13 protein-coding genes are annotated in these 18,061 nt (G+C 53.1%); 3 read left to right on the top strand and 10 right to left on the bottom strand.

What is annotated here, in order from left to right:
* Nucleotides 1-164: 164 nt before the first annotated feature.
* Both L6H98_RS20575 and L6H98_RS20580 read right to left on the bottom strand, forming a co-directional pair.
* Complete coding sequence (locus L6H98_RS20575; RefSeq protein WP_236417974.1) at nt 165-1,778, bottom strand: helix-turn-helix domain-containing protein; 1,614 nt, start codon at nt 1,776-1,778, stop codon at nt 165-167.
* Nucleotides 1,753-3,576: a sensor histidine kinase gene (locus L6H98_RS20580; protein WP_236417976.1), complete on the bottom strand. Its 1,824-nt coding sequence runs from the start codon at nt 3,574-3,576 to the stop codon at nt 1,753-1,755. Before L6H98_RS20580 ends, L6H98_RS20575 begins: the two co-directional genes overlap by 26 nt.
* 636 nt (nt 3,577-4,212) lie before the next feature.
* Between L6H98_RS20580 and L6H98_RS20585 the strand changes: the two genes are divergently transcribed.
* Complete coding sequence (locus L6H98_RS20585) at nt 4,213-5,643, top strand: hypothetical protein (RefSeq protein WP_236417977.1); 1,431 nt, start codon at nt 4,213-4,215, stop codon at nt 5,641-5,643.
* Here the strand turns inward: L6H98_RS20585 and L6H98_RS20590 are convergent.
* From L6H98_RS20590 to L6H98_RS20610, 5 genes are all read right to left on the bottom strand, one after another.
* Nucleotides 5,612-6,244, bottom strand: coding sequence for a DUF4269 domain-containing protein (locus L6H98_RS20590; RefSeq protein WP_236417978.1), 633 nt, complete (start codon nt 6,242-6,244; stop codon nt 5,612-5,614). The genes L6H98_RS20585 and L6H98_RS20590 overlap by 32 nt on opposite strands.
* Nucleotides 6,241-6,447 carry a YwbE family protein gene (locus L6H98_RS20595; RefSeq protein WP_236417979.1) on the bottom strand — a complete coding sequence of 69 codons (207 nt, stop codon included), beginning with the start codon at nt 6,445-6,447 and terminating at the stop codon, nt 6,241-6,243. The genes L6H98_RS20590 and L6H98_RS20595 overlap by 4 nt, the downstream gene beginning before the upstream one ends.
* A 162-nt stretch (nt 6,448-6,609) precedes the next feature.
* A complete protein-coding gene (locus tag L6H98_RS20600) occupies nt 6,610-7,383 on the bottom strand; it encodes a polysaccharide deacetylase family protein (protein ID WP_236417986.1) in 774 nt (257 codons plus the stop codon).
* A 113-nt stretch (nt 7,384-7,496) separates the two neighbouring features.
* Entirely contained in the window at nt 7,497-8,435 is a 939-nt protein-coding gene (locus L6H98_RS20605; RefSeq protein WP_236417988.1) for an aldo/keto reductase, read from the bottom strand.
* A gap of 152 nt (nt 8,436-8,587) precedes the next feature.
* The gene (locus L6H98_RS20610; protein WP_236417989.1) at nt 8,588-10,609 is read right to left on the bottom strand and encodes a Na+/H+ antiporter; all 2,022 of its coding nucleotides are present in this window, start codon (nt 10,607-10,609) and stop codon (nt 8,588-8,590) included.
* Between the two features lie 146 nt (nt 10,610-10,755).
* Between L6H98_RS20610 and L6H98_RS20615 the strand changes: the two genes are divergently transcribed.
* Entirely contained in the window at nt 10,756-11,055 is a 300-nt protein-coding gene (locus tag L6H98_RS20615; RefSeq protein ID WP_236417991.1) for a hypothetical protein, read from the top strand.
* A gap of 132 nt (nt 11,056-11,187) precedes the next feature.
* Here the strand turns inward: L6H98_RS20615 and L6H98_RS20620 are convergent, their stop codons facing one another.
* On the bottom strand, nt 11,188-11,670 hold the full coding sequence (locus tag L6H98_RS20620; RefSeq protein WP_236417995.1) for a MarR family transcriptional regulator: 483 nt from the start codon (nt 11,668-11,670) through the stop codon (nt 11,188-11,190).
* 252 nt (nt 11,671-11,922) lie between these two features.
* Here L6H98_RS20620 and L6H98_RS20625 point away from each other — a divergent pair, with 252 nt between their 5' ends.
* The gene (locus L6H98_RS20625; RefSeq protein ID WP_236417999.1) at nt 11,923-13,038 is read left to right on the top strand and encodes an FAD-dependent monooxygenase; all 1,116 of its coding nucleotides are present in this window, start codon (nt 11,923-11,925) and stop codon (nt 13,036-13,038) included.
* A 95-nt stretch (nt 13,039-13,133) separates the two neighbouring features.
* Here the strand turns inward: L6H98_RS20625 and L6H98_RS20630 are convergent, their stop codons facing one another.
* Nucleotides 13,134-15,710 carry a glycoside hydrolase family 2 protein gene (locus L6H98_RS20630; protein ID WP_236418505.1) on the bottom strand — a complete coding sequence of 859 codons (2,577 nt, stop codon included), beginning with the start codon at nt 15,708-15,710 and terminating at the stop codon, nt 13,134-13,136.
* A 250-nt stretch (nt 15,711-15,960) separates the two neighbouring features.
* Entirely contained in the window at nt 15,961-18,042 is a 2,082-nt protein-coding gene (locus L6H98_RS20635) for an acyltransferase family protein (RefSeq protein ID WP_236418002.1), read from the bottom strand.
* Between the last annotated feature and the right edge of the window lie 19 nt (nt 18,043-18,061).

Consider the following 18,061-nt stretch of genomic DNA (forward strand, 5'->3'; position numbering starts at 1 on the left):
CCCTCACTCCTCTTGAATTCCTCAGGATCGAACATCGGATGGTTCTCCTGTGGTTCAAGTATACGGCGGGCAAGCGTCGCTGCTATATCTGCTGTGGTTACCAATTCATGGTCAAATTATGACTTTGCCGCAAAAACAAAAGACGCAGCATGCTGCGTCAGTGTTTATACGGTGCGGGACTGTTTCCGGAACTCCTGCGGGGTGATGCCTGTGCACTTCTTGAACATTTTTGTGAAATGCGAGTAGTTGTAATACCCCACCTTGCCCGCGATATCCGTTACTTTGACCGTGGATTGGGAAAGCAGCGTTTTGGCCATATCCACCCTGCGCTGCAGGATGAATTCGGAGAGCGACATTCCCTTTTCCTTGCGGAAAAGGCGGGAGAGATATGCGGGATTGAATCCGGCGAAGGCAGCCAGTTCCTCTCTCATGAGTTCCTCGCCGATATGATTCTCAATATATACGCACAACTGGTCCACCACCGTCATCGGGTTCTGGTCATCCGGATATAACACGGGAATGACGCGATCGATCAAATCAGACGTCCACTGCTTCAATTGGGGCAACGAACGCGTCACGACGCCTTCTTCCGGTTCCCGCTCATCCCCGTACAAGCTGCGCACGGACACGTTTTTCTGGTGCAGCAGCGGATAAACCATATGCAGCATCGCATGGTAGTAGAGCCTCAGCATTTCCGGCGACAGATGCTCCTCGGTTTCCAGCAGCTCAAAGATTTCATCCACGCGCGTGCGCAAATCTGCGACTTTGCCCGTTTCGAACAGGATCGACAGTTCCGGGAGCCAAGGGATCGGCAAAAAACGATCCTCCGTTTGGCGGGCTTTCCTGTCATACGTAAAAACCCCTTCGAGCTCCCGGATATTGCGCCGCTCCATGTCCATCAATTCGTTTAACATGCCCTGCAGCTCCGTCACGGCCACAGGGGCGCCAACATAACAAGAAAGCCTGCAATAGAAGTAGCTGCCGCATTCCTGAATATACAGCTGGCAGTCTTTCTCAATGTCTTCCGCCAGAGGAACGATGCCGTCCTGCTCGTAGGCGAGAACGACGTTTAATCCGCCGTGATCCTGAAATACCTCTCCCGGACGTACTCCGAGCAGCATCTCCCGGGCCGCATTGCGCAAAGCGTATTCCAGCACTTCTTCATCGCGCAGATTGAACTCGCGAACCCACTCCTCTACCGAAATCACAATAGGCAGCACGCGGGCATGGGGATCGATCTCCGCTCCGTAAACCTCAGCCAATTCTTCCAGTCGCTTTGTCGTCAACGCGGCGCGCTGCGAAACGGCATCCTTCCAGAATCGTTCGGTCAATAGCGGTTTATGAGCCTGCCAGCGTTTATACGCCGTTTCATAGATTTCATTGGTATGTTTGCTCTGCTCGCCTGCCCGGATTTTTTCCACCGCCCGGGAAACGGTCTTCAGCAGCTGATCGGCCGGTGCAGGCTTCAGCACATAATCGAAACTGTTCAACTTGATGGCCGTCTGGGCGTAGTCGAACAGCGCATGCCCTGTGAGAAAAATCGTCAGCATGCCCGGATCATGTTTCAATACCCAGCTTTGCAGGTCAAGTCCCGTTTCGCCAGGCATTTCAATATCGCAGACCATGATATCGATGGCATGGCTTTTCAGAATCATTCTGGCTTCCTCGGCATCACCTGCGCCGAACACCCGGTCTATTCCGGCTCTGCTCCAGTCGATGCCTTCCATCATGGCCTGCAGCGCGTACACTTCATCATCCACGATCAACAGGTTGCGCATAGTTTCCTCCTTCTTCCTCTTCGGTCTGGGCGGGCAATCGAATGACGACAGCCGCCCCTCCTGCGGGCTGATTGCTAAATGAAATGCCGGCCTGATCGCCGTGCTTTACAAGCAAACGGTGGGCAACGTTCCAGATGCCAATGTGCTGTCCATCCGGATTTTCTGCATATTGTCCTTGCTGCAACCGGTCCAACAGCTCCGGGTCAAAGCCGACGCCGTTGTCCCTGACACACAGCTCAAGCATGCCCCGGGCAGGAGGCGTTCCGGCTGCAACGGAAGCCCCGCCGTCCTCTTGAGGCGCCCATTTGGCTTCGATTTCAATGATAAATGGCTCTGATCGCCGCTGAAAGCCATGGATAATGGCATTTTCGACAAAAGGCTGCAGCGTCAAAGGAGGGAGAACGTACTGCGAGATGGCCGGGTCAATGTCGAGCACGTAGTTCAAGCGATTCGGAAAGCGCAGCTTCTGGATTTCCAGGTAGTGCCGGATATGCTCCATCTCTTCGCCAAGCCGGATTTCGCGTTTGCCCGCACGCAGGCTGAAGCGGAAATAATCCGCAAGATGGCCGGCCATCTGCTGCACCAGTTCATGCTTCTGCAGCGAGGCCAGACTATGAATGATATTAAGCGAGTTTAGATAAAAATGAGGATTGATCTGCATCTGCAGCTGTTTGAACTCCGCCTCCCTCGTTCGCAGCTGCTCCTCATATACATCGATCTTCAAATGCTGGATCTGGCTCGTCATTTGATTGAAGCTGCTCGTCACGAAGGCTAATTCGGACGAGGAGGGAGTCGGAAGCCGGACTTCAAGCTCCCCCTGGCTCACCCGCCGCATGGCGCGAATCAGCATGTGGATCGGCCGGAACAGGAGCTGGCGCATAAACACGAGCGCAGTGACCAGAATGATTGCCGCCCCCAGGGGCAGCAGGCGAATGATCCGTTGAAAAAACGGAAGGTTGCGCATCATGTCCTCTTCGGGCAGAAGCACAATGTAGTTCATGTCCGACATCGCCGAAGGGATGCCCAGCATAAGATATTGCTTGGTCTCTCCCGCGGACGTATCCTCCGAGATAACCTGATACGGACTCTGCAGGCCGGACAGGTGCGCGGCCGCGAGACGGATCTGACCCTCTTTCAGGGCGGAATCCGAGAGGGCTTTTCCGTCCTCGCCCACAATGACGGCGCCGCCCCGCCCTCCCGCTTCCGTGAACTGTTCGGGATGATTCAGCGCGTTCATATCCACAAGCGCTCCGGCGTAAAACTGCTGATTGATCCGGACCGTCTTCGCGAGCGCATTCCATGTCGGTCCTTGCACGATATCCCACTCCGGCTGCTGAATTTCACCTTCGAACTGCTGCATTTGCGCAGGCATGTTTTCGCGGACCAGCGACATTTTGACATCATAACTGCCCGATGTGGCGAGCAGCAGGTCGTCGTTCACGGCGTCATACAGAAAAAAAGAATCGATCAAGCTGTAAAATCCGAGATCGGTCATAAATTTGTTCATGATCCGCTGCTTCGCGATAATGTAATCGCCGCTGCCGTATTTCAGGAAGAATAATGAAATGATGTCGGGATCGCGTTCACCCAGACTGTATAAATAACGGTTGGTTTCCTGCAGCACGCGTTCATTCTGCTCCACGCTCTTTGCCAGATGGTTCATGTTGGTAAGAGACACTTGATCCCTGACCACATTCATGGCATACACGTTGTTGTAATACATCAGTAAAAATAGCGGAAGCATGATCAGCGTCAATCCAACTATGAATTTGAAGCGTAATGAACGGATAAAATTCATCGTCTCCCGCCCTTTTCGAAAGCGTTATCAAAAGTGCCTGTACGCAGGGCATGTCAACCTCGAATGTACGGCATCTGCAATTTCCTTCCTTTTATGGCATGTTTCATTGTAATCACGGTCATTGTTCATTGTCTATGTCATTCCGTGACCTGTTTCTGAACATTATGGTGACTTTCCTTTCGAATCGCTTTGCCGCCTCGTGTTGCTTCGAAAGTCGACTTTCTCTTTACCGCACTAACAATCACACAAGGCACTGCGAGTGCAGTACCATCTTCCGATCGCTGTTATCCCCAGATTTTTTGATTCCCCTTTTCTAAGGGGAAAATCCGGTGATAAGCCTATGCTTCCGATGCAGCTTTCTTTCAGAAAGCTTTCAGCGAACGCTTCGCTTCTCCAGATTGGTTCTGCCTCTCCGTTGACGTGTGTATGTTTTTTTGCGGTTTACATAGATAGTTCTCCATTTGTAAAAAAAATCCTTCAACCCTTCGGTTAGGGCAGAAAACAGGCAAGGTCACGCAATCACTTGTCTTCGGCAGTCATGAGCAGAGTTGTACAATTCGTAGTTCGGCACGTACACCTGAGCGCCCACCCAAGCATATGATACGTTGACTTTCAAGAAGAAGGGTGGCCTGCAGCATGCATATACAGCTCACTTCGTTGCATTATGTATATCTTGCTTTTATCGTCCTGATCATGGCCGTCATGATTCGCCGCAGGGATACAACGATCATCTGCGTGGCCGGAGTAATGACGATCGGAATCCTTGCGACCGAAACATTAAGCGGGTCGGTTACCGGCATTTTCAACAGCTTTGTTTATGCGGCCAAAGAGCTGCTCAGCACCATATTTATCATCTCGATCATCGTGGCCATGAGCCGGGTACTGATCCGAACAGGCATCAACGAGACGATGGTTGCGCCGCTCACCCGGTTTATCCGATCGCCTCAGGTTGCGTATTGGGGCATCGGGCTCATCATGATGACGGTATCCCTGTTCTTCTGGCCGTCTCCGGCAGTGGCGCTGGTGGGAGCCGTGTTGCTTCCTGTCGCGGTCCGGGTCGGCCTGCCGCCCATCGGCGCGGCCGTCGCCATGAATCTGTTCGGGCACGGCATCGCTTTGTCGGGAGATTTCATCATTCAAGGCGCGCCCAAGCTGACCGCAGATGCAGCCGGATTATCCGTAACTTCCGTCATGTCTGCGAGCCTGCCCCTGGTCATCGTTATGGGCACCGTCTCCACGCTCACTGCGTTCTGGATGCTTCAGCGGGAGATGCGTTCAAACCAAGGAACGGGCAACCTTCTCCCGTCCTCTTCGCCGGAAGCCGTAACGGACACGCCGACGCAGGAAGCTCAAACGAACGAAGCGAATGCCGGCGTCCGCCCTTTACCTTCGCGGCTTCGGCACGTATTTGCCATTAGCATTCCTTTGTTGTTTGCGGTCGATGTTGTGCTCATGTTTGTGCTGAAGCAGCAGGGGGGAGATGCCACGGCGCTGATCGGCGGCACGGCGATCCTCATTTTGATCGCGGTAACCCTCGCGGCGCATCGTCACGAAGGACCCGAGCAGACCACGGAGTATTTGATCGAGGGGTTTCAATTCGGGTTCAAGGTGTTCGGGCCGGTCATTCCCATAGCGGCTTTTTTCTACCTCGGAGATGCCGCCATCAACGAATTGTTCAGCAGTCCGCTTCCGGACGGATCGCACGGCATCGTAAACGATTTGGGGGTAGCCCTTGCGGGCCTTGTGCCATTAAACCATACGGTGGGCGCAGTGACTCTAACGTTGACCGGGGCGATCACCGGCATGGATGGATCGGGGTTTTCGGGCATATCGCTGGTTGGTTCCGTGGCATCGATGTTTGCCGGAACGGCGGATGCAGCCCCAACCCTGACTGCGCTCGGCCAGATTGCCGCCATCTGGGTCGGTGGCGGTACGCTGATTCCGTGGGCGTTAATTCCGGCCGCGGCGATCTGCGGGGTTAGCCCGTTCGAGCTGGCCAGACGCAATCTGAAGCCGGTGCTGCTGGGATTGATCGTCACAACGGTGGTTGCGATTTTTCTGATGTAACTGGTCGTGAGCGAACAAGATCAGCCAGTTCTTCATCACTCTTGTCCGCCAGATTCAGCAATTCAGCATAGGGATCCCCATTCAATCCCAACGCATATGCAAATGCCGGTTCCGTCTTCATTCCTTTATTTTTCAGTCTGCGTATCTCCTTATGCCCTTCACGTCCCCAATGCGTCAGCAACGCCCATTCGACCAGCATGTGCCTGTAGGCATTTTGCTGCCGGACCGGCATGGATTGGGCGAATATTTCCACAGACCAGCCTCCTGTAGACACGCTGCAGACGACGTAAGGCGACACTCCCGTTTCTCGGGTTACTAGGGTACATTGGAAGCCTTCCATCTCTCCCAACGCTTGATGCACCACAGCTCTGAACCGCTCCAGATCCTCGGCTTCGCACAAGAGATCGATATCGCTGCCCGGCACATCGATATCGATGGGCACGGTTCCCGCGGGATATGGATGGTACGCCGCCAACAGCTCCATCAACCCGCTCTGCTTCAGTGCCCTATAAGCGGATCGCTGTCTTTCGTTGCCTGATGCAAGATGGGTCATGACGCCTGCCGCACTCGTCAAGTCCGGTCGCATCTCGCCATCGCTCATTCGGGTGAACCCGTGATGATTTGTTTCACTCTTCCCACTTGCCCATTCGTCAAACGTACCTTGATGCCGTGAGGGTGTGTGGGGGAGTTGGTCAACAAGTCCTTGACGATGCCCCTCGTCAATTTGCCGGACCGCTGATCCTCTTTCAGGACGATATCCACCTCAAGTCCTGGTCTGATGTTTGCCCGTTGTTGTCCATTCATATGCCGTTCTCTCCTTCCGTTATTTGTTCATGCATGAAGAACATCATTCGTCGCGCTGCATTTATTGTAGAGCTTCCAGCCCGCCTTTGCCAAGGGAATGCTTGCTGTGAAAAACACAAAACCGCAGACTGACCCTTTCGGGAGTCCGCGGCTTTGTCATGCTTATGGACGGTGATGCTTCGCCGAAACGTCATCCTTCGCAGCTTCCCTTGCTTTCAGGGCGAGCAGCTCGGAGACCGTGACGAACCGGTATCCCCGCTTTTGCAAGACAGGTAAAATTTGCTCCAGGGCAGCGATCGTGTGGGACTTGCCTTCAACCTTATCGTGAAAAAGAACGATATCCCCGTTACGGGCATTGGTCAGCACCTTTTTGGTAATACGCCCCACCCCTGGAGAGGCCCAGTCCCGCGTATCCTGATGCCAGGACCAGAGCACAATGGTGTACCCTTTCTGTTTCGCCATTTGCACCAGCGTATCATTGTAAAATCCGCCGGGGGGCCTAAACAAGACGGGACGCTCGGCTCCGGCCTCGATAATGGATTTCTCCGCCTCATCCATCTCGCGCAGCACCTTGCTCGCACCGGTCGATCTGTTGGAATACATGTGGTTAAATGTGTGATTGGCCACCTCATGGCCCTCACGCTGCTCCTGGACGATCAGCTCAGGATACTTTTCCGCCCATTTTCCGAGCACAAAAAACGTCGCCTTGGCATCATACCGTTTCAGCAAAGCCAAAATCTGCGGAGTCTGGACCGGGTCCGGACCATCGTCGAACGTCAGCGCAATCAATTTGCCCTGAGTCGGCACTTCCCACACGATCTCGCCGCGCTGCTCGTAGTAATCGCGGTTTTTCTTTACCGGCGAAGCCTGCGCTGTACTGCTGCTTAACAGCAAAATCATGACAAGTCCGATCATTCGGGCTGCCTTCAGGTTCATGTCGTTGTCCTCACTTTATGTTCAAACGTAAACTCCCTGTTAGCATTTCCCGAATTCGCGGAACTATGAGACCAGGACGAAACAAGTGCCTGCAGTCTCTTGCAGCTTCTAAATTAACGGAAAATCTGATCAATCACCGCAATTTCCTCGGCGGACAACCGAACTTCCAAGGTTTTCAGATTGGATACGACTTGTTCCGGCTTTTTGGCGCCCGGAATCAATGCATCAATGGATGGTTGGGTAAGGTACCAGGCGAGCACCAGATGCGCGACCTCCACGTTTTTGGACTGGGCGATGCTCCGAAGCTGATCCACCTTGTCCAGATTTCGAATATAAGCTTCCCCGGTAAACAGCGGATTTTGGGCCCGGCCGTCCTTGAATGTCGTATCTTTGGTGTATTTGCCGCCAAGAAGCCCGGCAGCCAGCGGGAAATACGGAACGAATGAAATATGCTGCTCCGTCGTATACGGGAGAATTTCTTTCTCCACCTCCCGCTTGAACAGGTTATACTCCGATTGCAGCACATCGACGTAACCGTCACGGTTCGCTTCGCGCAGCTGGTCGATCGAGAAGTTCGAAACACCGATCGCCCGGATTTTTCCTTCTTCTTTCAATCGGGCCAATGCTCCGACTGCTTCATCTTTCGGTGTGTGTTCATCCGGAAAATGGATGTAAAACAGATCGATGTAATCCGTTTGCAGCCGTTTCAGCGCCTCATCCACTGAAGCTTTCAAAAAGGCGGGGGAATTGTCGAGAACGATGCTGCCGTCCACGAATTTATGCGCAGCTTTGGTGGCGATGACCGCCTGCTGGCGCTTTCCGGTTTCTTTCAACACTTCGCCGATCAAGCGCTCCGAATGTTCAGGTCCATAAATAAAGGCCGTATCAATAAAGTTAATGCCTTGTTCCAGTGCCGTGCGAACGACATCCTTGCCCGTTTCGTCATTGAGCAAATTCGGATAAATATTGTGGCCTCCGACCGCATTTGCCCCCAGCCCGATGGGATTAACCACCAGCTCGCTCTTACCCAGACGTGTCTGTTGTTCTGTCATGTCTCACGCATCTCCTTTATTGAAAATGATATGTAGGTACCCATCTATCAAACCGGATGAATCAGGCACCCGCAGCATCCCTGGACGAGGATCGGCTGTGATGAGATTATACCAGAAGCATAATCGGATTTAAAATATCGGATTTATCGGTTTCAGCTATTCTTCAAAACGGTTGCCTCCACATCGTTGATGAAGCGGCGCAGCTTCGCCGCAACGTCCCGGTTGATTTCGCCGTTTTCGTACAGCTGCTGCACGGTATTGCGCTGTTCCTGAACGGCTACCATTTGCAGCTGCAGCTTTTCCTGATCGAACGGATCTTCCGTCTCATCCTCGTTCCATGACCTTAGCTTCGCAACGAGGCGTTCGTATTTAGCGATGACAGATAACGCCGCAGAGCGATTGCTGTCGTTCATCTGTGCACGGATAGCCTTGATCGCCGCTTCGGAGCTCCGCAATTTGACCTGGCGATACAGGTCCGCATTTTCGATGGCAAACGGTTTATCCGGTTTGCCCGCCCGGTTGGCAAACAGATGGCCGAACATGCGCCCGATCTCGCCGAGCGAATACATCATCTGTGCATTCGTGCGGCTGGAGAGCATCATTTCCTTTTTGTCCAGCCAACTATTGCATTTGAACGCCGCATCGGATGAGATGACTTGTTCATCCATCATGCTTTCGATTTCTTTGCGCTCTGCCCGGGTGCCGATCAGGCTGATATCCGCCTCTTGTTTCAAAAATTCCTTCTGTTTCCGTGCATCCAAGCCGGATGCTTGGCGAATGGTTTTGGAAAGGTCGGAAACCACAGCAAGGGCAGCAGCCTTGTTGTCGTCGGTCATCTCCGACTTGACGGCGCGTATGGCGGCCTTGAGCATCATGTTCCGCGCTTTGCGCTCCGTCTTCTGAGGGGTTTCCTCGCCGACGGATTCATCCTTTTTGGCTAATACAGGAAGCAAGGCACTGCCGGCAATCAACGTGAACAAAATAACACCCGCCGCCAAAAAGATGATCAGATCCCTTTCCGGAAAAGGAGAACCGTCCTGAAGAACATACGGAATGGAGAACGCCCCTGCCAGCGTAACGGCCCCGCGCACCCCGGACAATGTGATGATGCTTGTCTCTTTCACCTTTGGTTTGCCAATAAACGATTTGCCTAGCAGCGCGTCGCTGCCTTGCCAGAACAAATAAATCCAGGCGAACCGCAGCAGCAGCAGCAGAACCGAGATCAGAACGACGTATTCGAGCACCTGCAGGTTGTCGAACGAGGCACTCGAGAAAATTTTGCCCAATACGTCAGGCATCTGCACCCCTAAAATAACAAAGACGAGACCATTCAGAATGTACAGAATGACCGACCACGTACTGGCCGATACCACCTGCATCTTGATCTGCACGGATTCGGTACGGTCCCGCTCAATCGCATGGATAATACCTCCCGCCACCACAGCCAAAATACCGGAAACGCCCAGCTCCTCGGTGACCATATAAATGATGAACGGCGTTAGAATCTGCAGGAGCATATGGACGGTGACGTCCTCCATGCCAAGCCTGCGGACCCAGACGCCAAGGCGAATGAGCAAAAACGACAAAATCGCCCCGAGCAGCAGTCCGCCAATCGAGATAATCAGAAAGCTGACCGATGCTTCCGCAAGGGAAAAGACGCCTGTAACCGTGGCCGCGATGGCGAATTTGAACGCGACCAGACCGGAAGCATCATTCATCAAGGCTTCGCCTTCCAGCAGCCTATGTATGCTTTTCGGCAAATGAACCCTGCCTGCCATCGCTCCGACGGCAACCGCGTCCGTGGGCGACAGAATCGCGGCGAGCGCGAAAGCAGCCGGTAACGGAATGCTGGGAATCCACCAATGAATCGCATATCCGGCAACCAGAACGGTAACAAAAACCAGGCCTAACGCCAGCAGCAGAATGGGAGCCCTCAGGTTCCACAACTCGTGCCTGGGCGTGCGTTTGCCATCGTTATATAGCAGCGGTGCTATGAACAGCACAAAAAACAATTCCGGGCTAAGCGGAAGCTTCACGCCGTGGGGTAGCAAAGCAACGACAACGCCCAGCGCGATCTGGATCAGCGGAACGGGGATAAACGGTACGAACCGGTTTAAAATATTCGATAAGCCGATCAGCACAAGAAGCACGAGCACAGGGATAAACAGTTCCATGATGACCTTCCTTTCCGCAGGCAAAAGTTTGACGTTTCGCATGTTATATCGTTTGGCGCTTACCTCAAACCCAAAAGACCGATTCTGACTATAAGATGTTACAATAAGAACCGGACAATACCTGCATTGGAAAGGATCTTGATGTTATGGCCTTCGGAATCAAACGGCAGGAACTGGCCGAATGGAAAAAACGCGTCGCTCAAGGCGAGCTGGCTTATCTGACTCATTATTGGATCGATTCCCGTTTCCCCGGCGTCACAACCGTGACCAAGGTGGGATGCGCCGACCTGGATCGGTTGGAGAAGTGGTGCAGGGATCACGGATTGGACCCGCAGTACATCCACCGGCGACAGCCCTACCCACACTTTGACCTGCTCGGCAGGCGGCAAAAGGAAATCCTGCTCGAAGAGGGGTTAACCGAGCACATTGAACGTTTCCGTCTTTAATGCTGTCGGTCGCTCATCCATTCCACCCGGCCCCTGCTTCTTGTGCGGGAACAAGAAAAAACGCCAGTTTTCGGGATGGCCCCCGTTGCACGGGGCATCCCTGAATACTGACGTCTTTCTGCACATGCCCGTTCAACGGTTCGCGTGCTCCAATTGCTTCATTTTCTCCAACAGCTTCAGTTCAATCTTCTTCAGCATACCCAGCATTTGCTGCTGCTCCTCTTCCGTAAGCGCCTGCAAAAGCTCCCACGTCATGCGTCCGCGATTTGCATTTAATGCCTGCGCAAGCTGTTCTCCTTCTTCCGTAAGGGAAAGCCAGACGATTCTGCGGTCTTCCTCGCTGCGTACGCGCCGAATCATGCCTTCGCTCTCCAACTGGTTCAGCACAATCGTCGTTGCCCCTGAAGAGAGGCTGAGCTGCCTGGCCACGTCGACAGCCATGCAGCGGCCTTCGCGCAAAATCATGCCAAGAATGTGACTCTTGGTTGGGTTCAGTTTGCAATTCGTGTCCGTTTTCTGTTTTTGCTCCAACACTTTGTTTTTATATCTGAAAAAAGCTTCAATCAATTGATCCACATTTGCCAATTGCGAGCTTTGCTCCGGTTCTGGGCGCATACCTTTTCCTCCCGACTAAAATCATAACCTGTCTTTTATTGTAACATATTTAACGAAAACGGTTTGAGCAATTTACCCTTACGGCTTCGCCAAAAAAATGAAATGGCAGTTGCAATCGTTCAAAAGATTTGTTTATAATAACATATACGTTTAAGTTACTTTTAGTTACTTAATGATTTTTGTAAATTTGTTATCATTAAGTAATTATATATACTGATGGCAAGCTACTTTAATGCAAGGGAACTTACAGACATGAACAATAATACTCCGTTACACGTTGATGTGTGCATCGTGGGAGCCGGTCCTGCCGGAACGCTGCTCTCTCATCTTTTGAACCGAAAAGGAATATCCACGGCATTAGTCGAACGGCAGGCGAACCTGCATAAGTCATTTCGCGGCGAAGTGCTTAACCAGGACGGCGAGGCTGTCCTGAACAAATACGGGCTGTATTCTCTCGTTGCCCAGAGCGGCACGCTTCCGCTCGCAAAAATAGAATACTGGGAAAACGGGAGCATTCTGCACACCGTCTATCCAGGCGAACACGAGTCCCATGTAGGCATTCATGTGCCTCAGCATCATCTGCTCGACGTCATCGTTGCCGAGTCCGGCCGGCTTCCAGGCAACCGGGAACATGTATTGTTCAATACGATCATGACCGGTCTGCTGAAAGACGAGCAGGATAACGTGATCGGGATTCACGTACGGCAAGACGGATCGCCCGCCTCCATTCAGGCTTCGGTCATCGTGGGCGCAGACGGGCGTTATTCGGCCGTCCGCAGGCATGCGGGTTTGGTTCCAGACGTCCGCAAGCACGGGTATGATCTGTTATGGGCGCGAATCCCTGCTCCGGCGGCATGGGAACCAGCCGTGCGCCTGGCCAGCATGGACGGCGAGCAGCTCGCGCTTTTCTCCCAGTTCGGCGGTTACGTGCAGATTGGCTGGAATATTCCGCAAGGCTCCTATCCGAAACTGCGGCAGCAGCATTTTGAGCCGTTCATCCGGCAACTGGTTGCCGCGTTTCCGTGCCTTTCGGATTCCGTGGCCGCCCATATCCGGTCATGGAGCGATTTTGTATTATTATCCGTGGAAAGCAGTTACTGCGAGTCGTGGACGCATGGCAATATTGTGCTGCTCGGCGATGCGGCACACACCATGACGCCTACGGGTGCTTTTGGCCTGAACGCCGCCATCGAGGATGCCGACGTGTTAGCTGAATTGCTGATCGGAATGGCTGATGACCACTTTACCAATATGGCTCCATTACAGCAGCTGCAGCTCGCTCGTGGGGAGAAAGTGAAACAACAGCTCTCCAAACAGGTCGACATGGAGAATTCCTTCCAGGAGCGTTATGCCTCCTTTATGGTTTAGTGTGTGCAAAAATGCCTGACTGCATCAACAAGAATAAAAAAACAGCCGGAATGCCTGTTTAGGGCAAATCGGCTGTTTTTTTGGGGCAAACGCAATTAGCCTTCTCGCCCGTTCATGGCGCTCACCTTGAGCTCGCTTAAAGGCAAGCTGCCCCGTTCCGGATGGCGCAAGCGCACAGTCCGGCTCTCCCCCGGCAGCAGGTCAAAATAATTGTCGCTGAACCGGACGCGGCCCAGGGGAAGTTCCAGCTTGACCATACGGGCAATCGCATGATGCGCCGTCACCGTGACAGATAGCTCCTCTTCGTTGACGTGCACGCTCAGCCGGGATTCCGGCAATGCCACCTCCTTCGGATCGCGCAAGAAATATCGATTGGAAGGTGCCGCGAACCCTTCCGCGCTCAGTTCGACAATAACGTCTTGGGCACGCCGGCCCATAAGCGCCTCCGCTTCATTCAACTTCGCCACGCAGACCGCCGATTGCGGGCCCACCTCAGCGGCATAGCTGCTGGAGTATACGTTTCCGCCTTCAAAATCATACACCCGAAGCTGAAGCTGCCCACGCACCGGTTCCAGCGTATCATTCACCACCCAGAGGGCAAGCGGTTCGCCCGGTTCATGCTCCAAGGACAATAAAACAGGGTGAAAGAACACTTTCCCATAATAAAAAGAAGCCTTAGGCAGCAGCTCATAATCAATCATCGACCAGCTCGTGCCCGGCCAACTGTCATTCAGCTGCCATACCAGCGCACCGCTGTTGCGGTGTTTGATCCGCCGGAAATGTTCAATGCCGTAACGCAAGCCTTCGGCCTGTGTCAACATCGAAAAGTTCATGTATTCATCGATGTTTTGCGGAATGCCTGTGTAGCCTTCCATCAGCAAAATGCCTTTCTGGTGGTTCGTGTCTTTATTTCGGTAAGCCATCTCAGGGCTCCCCCAATAGAACTGGCCAGGAGGCATGTTTTTTTCAAGCGTATACCTGTTCGCCGAGGCATGCATGCCGAATTCGCTGCTAAACAGCGCCATATCCTTTTTATAGTTTTTGAACGTTACGCCTTCGACGCTGTAGTCCAACAACGGGGGTTCGCCTTGTTTTCGCGGATACACCGATCCATGCCACACCTGCCAGTTGTGCCGATCACCGACGCCGGGATCGTTGGCATCCATGCCGTGGCTATCGCCAAAAGGCGAGGATGGCCAATATGGCCTGGACGGGTCAAGCCGTTCCAACGCTTCCGGAATCAGCTCGTGATAGATCAATTCGCCATAGAACGGGCTTGTTATATCTCCGCTAGCCGATTTCATATCATACAGCCAATCGATTTCGTTATTGCCGCACCACAGGGCAAGCGAGGCCCGATTGCGCAAACGCACTACATTGTTTTCCACTTCCCTGCGCACGTTCTCCATGAAATCCTGATTGAAATCCGGGAACAATGCGTTGGCAAACGCAAAATCCTGCCATACCAGCACGCCTTGACGGTCACATTCGTCATAGAACACGTCTTTCTCGTAGATTCCGCCCGCCCATACCCGCAGCATGTTCATATGGGCTTCCACGCTCAGCTCGACCAATTCGCGATAACGGTGCTCCGGAATCGAACCGATCAGATGATCTGCGGGAATCCAGTTGGCGCCCTTGGCATATATCTTCACTCCGTTCAGCACAAACGCAAACGAAGATTCTCCTTGCTCATTGTGCAGGGCAAGCTCCATCGTGCGAATGCCATACGGTTCGCTGTACCGATCCACTTCCCGGCCATCTGCATAAAGAACGACTTCAAGCGTATGCAAATACGGCTCGCCAAGATCATGCGTCCACCATAAACGCGGTGATGACACTGACAAAGTAGCCTTCGCTTGTCCTGCCAGCACGTCCAGGCCGTGAGCCGATGCGACTTCGTTTCCTTGTGCATCAAGCAGTCGTACATCGCAAGTAAGGGAGATCGGATGCTCCCTTCGTTTCTTGCTGCGAAAAGACTCAACGGAGGCGGCTTCTGCCGTAACGTCGACAAGGGCCTGCTGCTTGCTCGCAGCACGGGTCTGCGCATACACGCTCTTTAGCTGGGCACGGGTGCTGCGCTTCAGCCATACCTTTCCCCAGATCCCCACAGTGACCATGCGCGGGCCCCAGTCCCATCCGAAGTTCATGGCCGCCTTGCGTAACCAGGGTCGTTCCTTCGTATAGGAGGACCAGTCAAACTGCTCCTTATCCCGATGATGGATGGATAGCGGATCGAATTTTACGGCGACAGCATTCCATCCATTGCGGATGATCGTTGTGACGTCGAACGTATGGGACATCAGCATGTTGGCTGTTTTGCCGATTTCATGCCCGTTGACGTATACCGTTGCAAAGGTATCAAGCCCCTCGAAAACCAGTTCAAAGCGATCTTCCGCGTTCATCTCCTTCACGCAGTTGAAGTTGGTTCTGTACCACCATTCCTTATGTTCGATCCAACGGCTTTTGGCATCGTTATGCCCATAATACGGCGGATCAATAATACCGCGTTGAATCAGGGCTGTGTGCACATCCCCCGGCACGTCCGCTCCGATCCAAAAACGGTCGTCCAATCCGGCCGCCGCCAATTCCATGGCCCGTTTTTCGCCCACCTCGAAATGCTGTATTTTCCATTCTCCCGACAAATCCAGATCTGAATTCTTCAACGTCATCATGTGCCTCTCTCCCAGCATTAAACATAGTCGTGCAGAAACCGTTTTCAGAAAATGAAACGAAAAATATACAAATATATCGCCTCTGATTCACCCAACACTCAAAGATAACGCATACATAGCTAACTTAACACAGACCATTGCCCTGCGTCCAAAAAATTTCGTTCACAAAAAAGGAGCCCTCCTTCGAGAGCTCCTGCAAAGACGCCTTTCGTTTTGAATCGTAAAATTAGGATGATATGATTCCGGTTTATTCGATGCTGCTTTTCACGAGATCGGCAAAAGCTTCCGACCCTTCCACCGTCAAATGCACGCCATCGTGCTCAAAATATTCGTCGTGCCCTTCACTTGCACTATACCAATCGATCAGCGATACATTGTCGTAGCTGCTTTCCGCATCGTTCAACGCTTTATTGACCGTACGCTCCCAAGGACGTGGCACCCTTACCGTCACGAGATATACCCGCTCTTTATCCTTGAGGGAGTCAAGTACGGCATTCAGACTCTTCGAGTTAAAGGAACCGTTCGTTCCGAGCTCAAGCACGACCCGGCTGCCCAATTTCCGATTCTGTGCCAGTTCCGCCAGAACGTCGGCAGCCTCCCACATCTGGCGGCCGACATGCCCGTCCACGTATACGCCGGCTATGCCTTTTTCAAGATAAGGTTTGGCATCCAGAATAACCGAATCTCCGATCACGGTATATGCAATTTTTCCGTCCTTGGCCGACAGTGGAACGACATCCTCCTTGCCCGCTTCATTGGACGGAGCTTCCGGCGCTTTCCCCCCTCTGCTGCCTTTGGAGTCGGGGACGTTTCCCTTCGGTTCATTCCCCGAAACGACCGGCGCATCTTCCTGCACCGGTTGTTTTCCTTCGCCGGAACCCGCTCCAGCGGCGGGCTTATCATTGCTTGACTGCGGCTCTCCCTGATCGTTGCTTCCATTCGCCGATTGGTCTGAACCGGACGAAGGCTTCTCGCTTGCAGTTACATGCTGTTCTTCAGCAGGAGTAGAGCCCGCATCGTTGGGGAGCAGCGTATGGCCTTCTTCTTCATTCGATTCACGATCTCCGTTGAATGTGGCCGAGACCGATTCCGAATGGGAATCCACGTTGGCGGCCGATGTAACCATCATCTGCGAAATGGTAAAGCAAAACAACAGCAAGCCCATCATAAGAGCAGCACGTTTTCCCCACAATTGGTGTTGCGGAACATTCTGCCGCCCCTTACCCCACCATCCGGAAAACGCATGGCGAAACCCGTTATGCCGAATCGGGTTTTCGATATACTTCAAAGATAACGATGCCAGCACAAACGTCGCCAGCACTTGCAGCAGCATGCGTACAGGGTCTGCTCCATCCGTGTCCACGGCAGGGCTGGTGAGCACAATGACCGGATAATGCCACAGGTACAGTCCGTATGAACGTTCACCAATCCAGCGCAGCGGCTTTGCGCCGATGACGCGTGCCAGCAACGACGCGGGGTGGGCCAACACTGCCACAAGCACCGTGGTAGCAAGAGCCTGCAATGCCATGCCGCCCATATATAACGAAGGATCGTACTCGCTGCTGGTCAACAGCATAACCACAAGCACGCCCAAGGCGGTCAGTCCCACCGCATCCATCATCATTCTGCCCTTGGCGGCAATCGATGCGGACAGTTTGCGGCTCGGCCATACGACAGCCAAAGCTGCGCCTGCGAGAAGGGCAAACGCCCTCGTGTCCGTTCCATAATAGACGCGGCTTGGATCGAGATCCGGATCGTACAGGATCGCCATCATGCCGGCGGACAATTCCGCAACCACCACGATGAATACGACCAGCCATCCTTTCCGTTTAAACAATGCGATCGACGCAATGAGAATCAGAGGCCAAACGATATAGAACTGTTCCTCCACGGCCAGTGACCAGAAGTGGCCGAACGGCGATGGCGGCCCAAAACTCTCAAAGTAAGAAACGTGATGAAAAATGTACCACCAATTGCTTATGTATAAAATGCCCGAAATGATGTCTCCGCGAAGCGCCGCAAGCCGGGAAGGATCAGTAAACAACAACCAGATCATTACAACCGCCGTCATCGTGAGCATGCCTGGGAGCAGCCGCCTTGCCCTGCGCAGCCAGAAGTCGCCAAGGGCGATCCGCCCGTGCGCCTTCCATTGAGACAGTAGAATATCCGTTATGAGATAGCCCGATAAAACAAAAAACATGCCTACTCCGAGCAAACCGCCGGGAATAAATCCTAAATTCAGGTGATAGGCGATGACCGCCATCACCGCGATGGCCCTCATGCCATCCAGCCCGTTCATGTGGCGTCTGCCATTCATTACTTGTGACATGCAAGCCCCTCCTTGTCAG

Source organism: Paenibacillus sp. JJ-223 (assembly GCF_927798175.1).
GTDB lineage: Bacteria > Bacillota > Bacilli > Paenibacillales > Paenibacillaceae > Paenibacillus > Paenibacillus hubeiensis.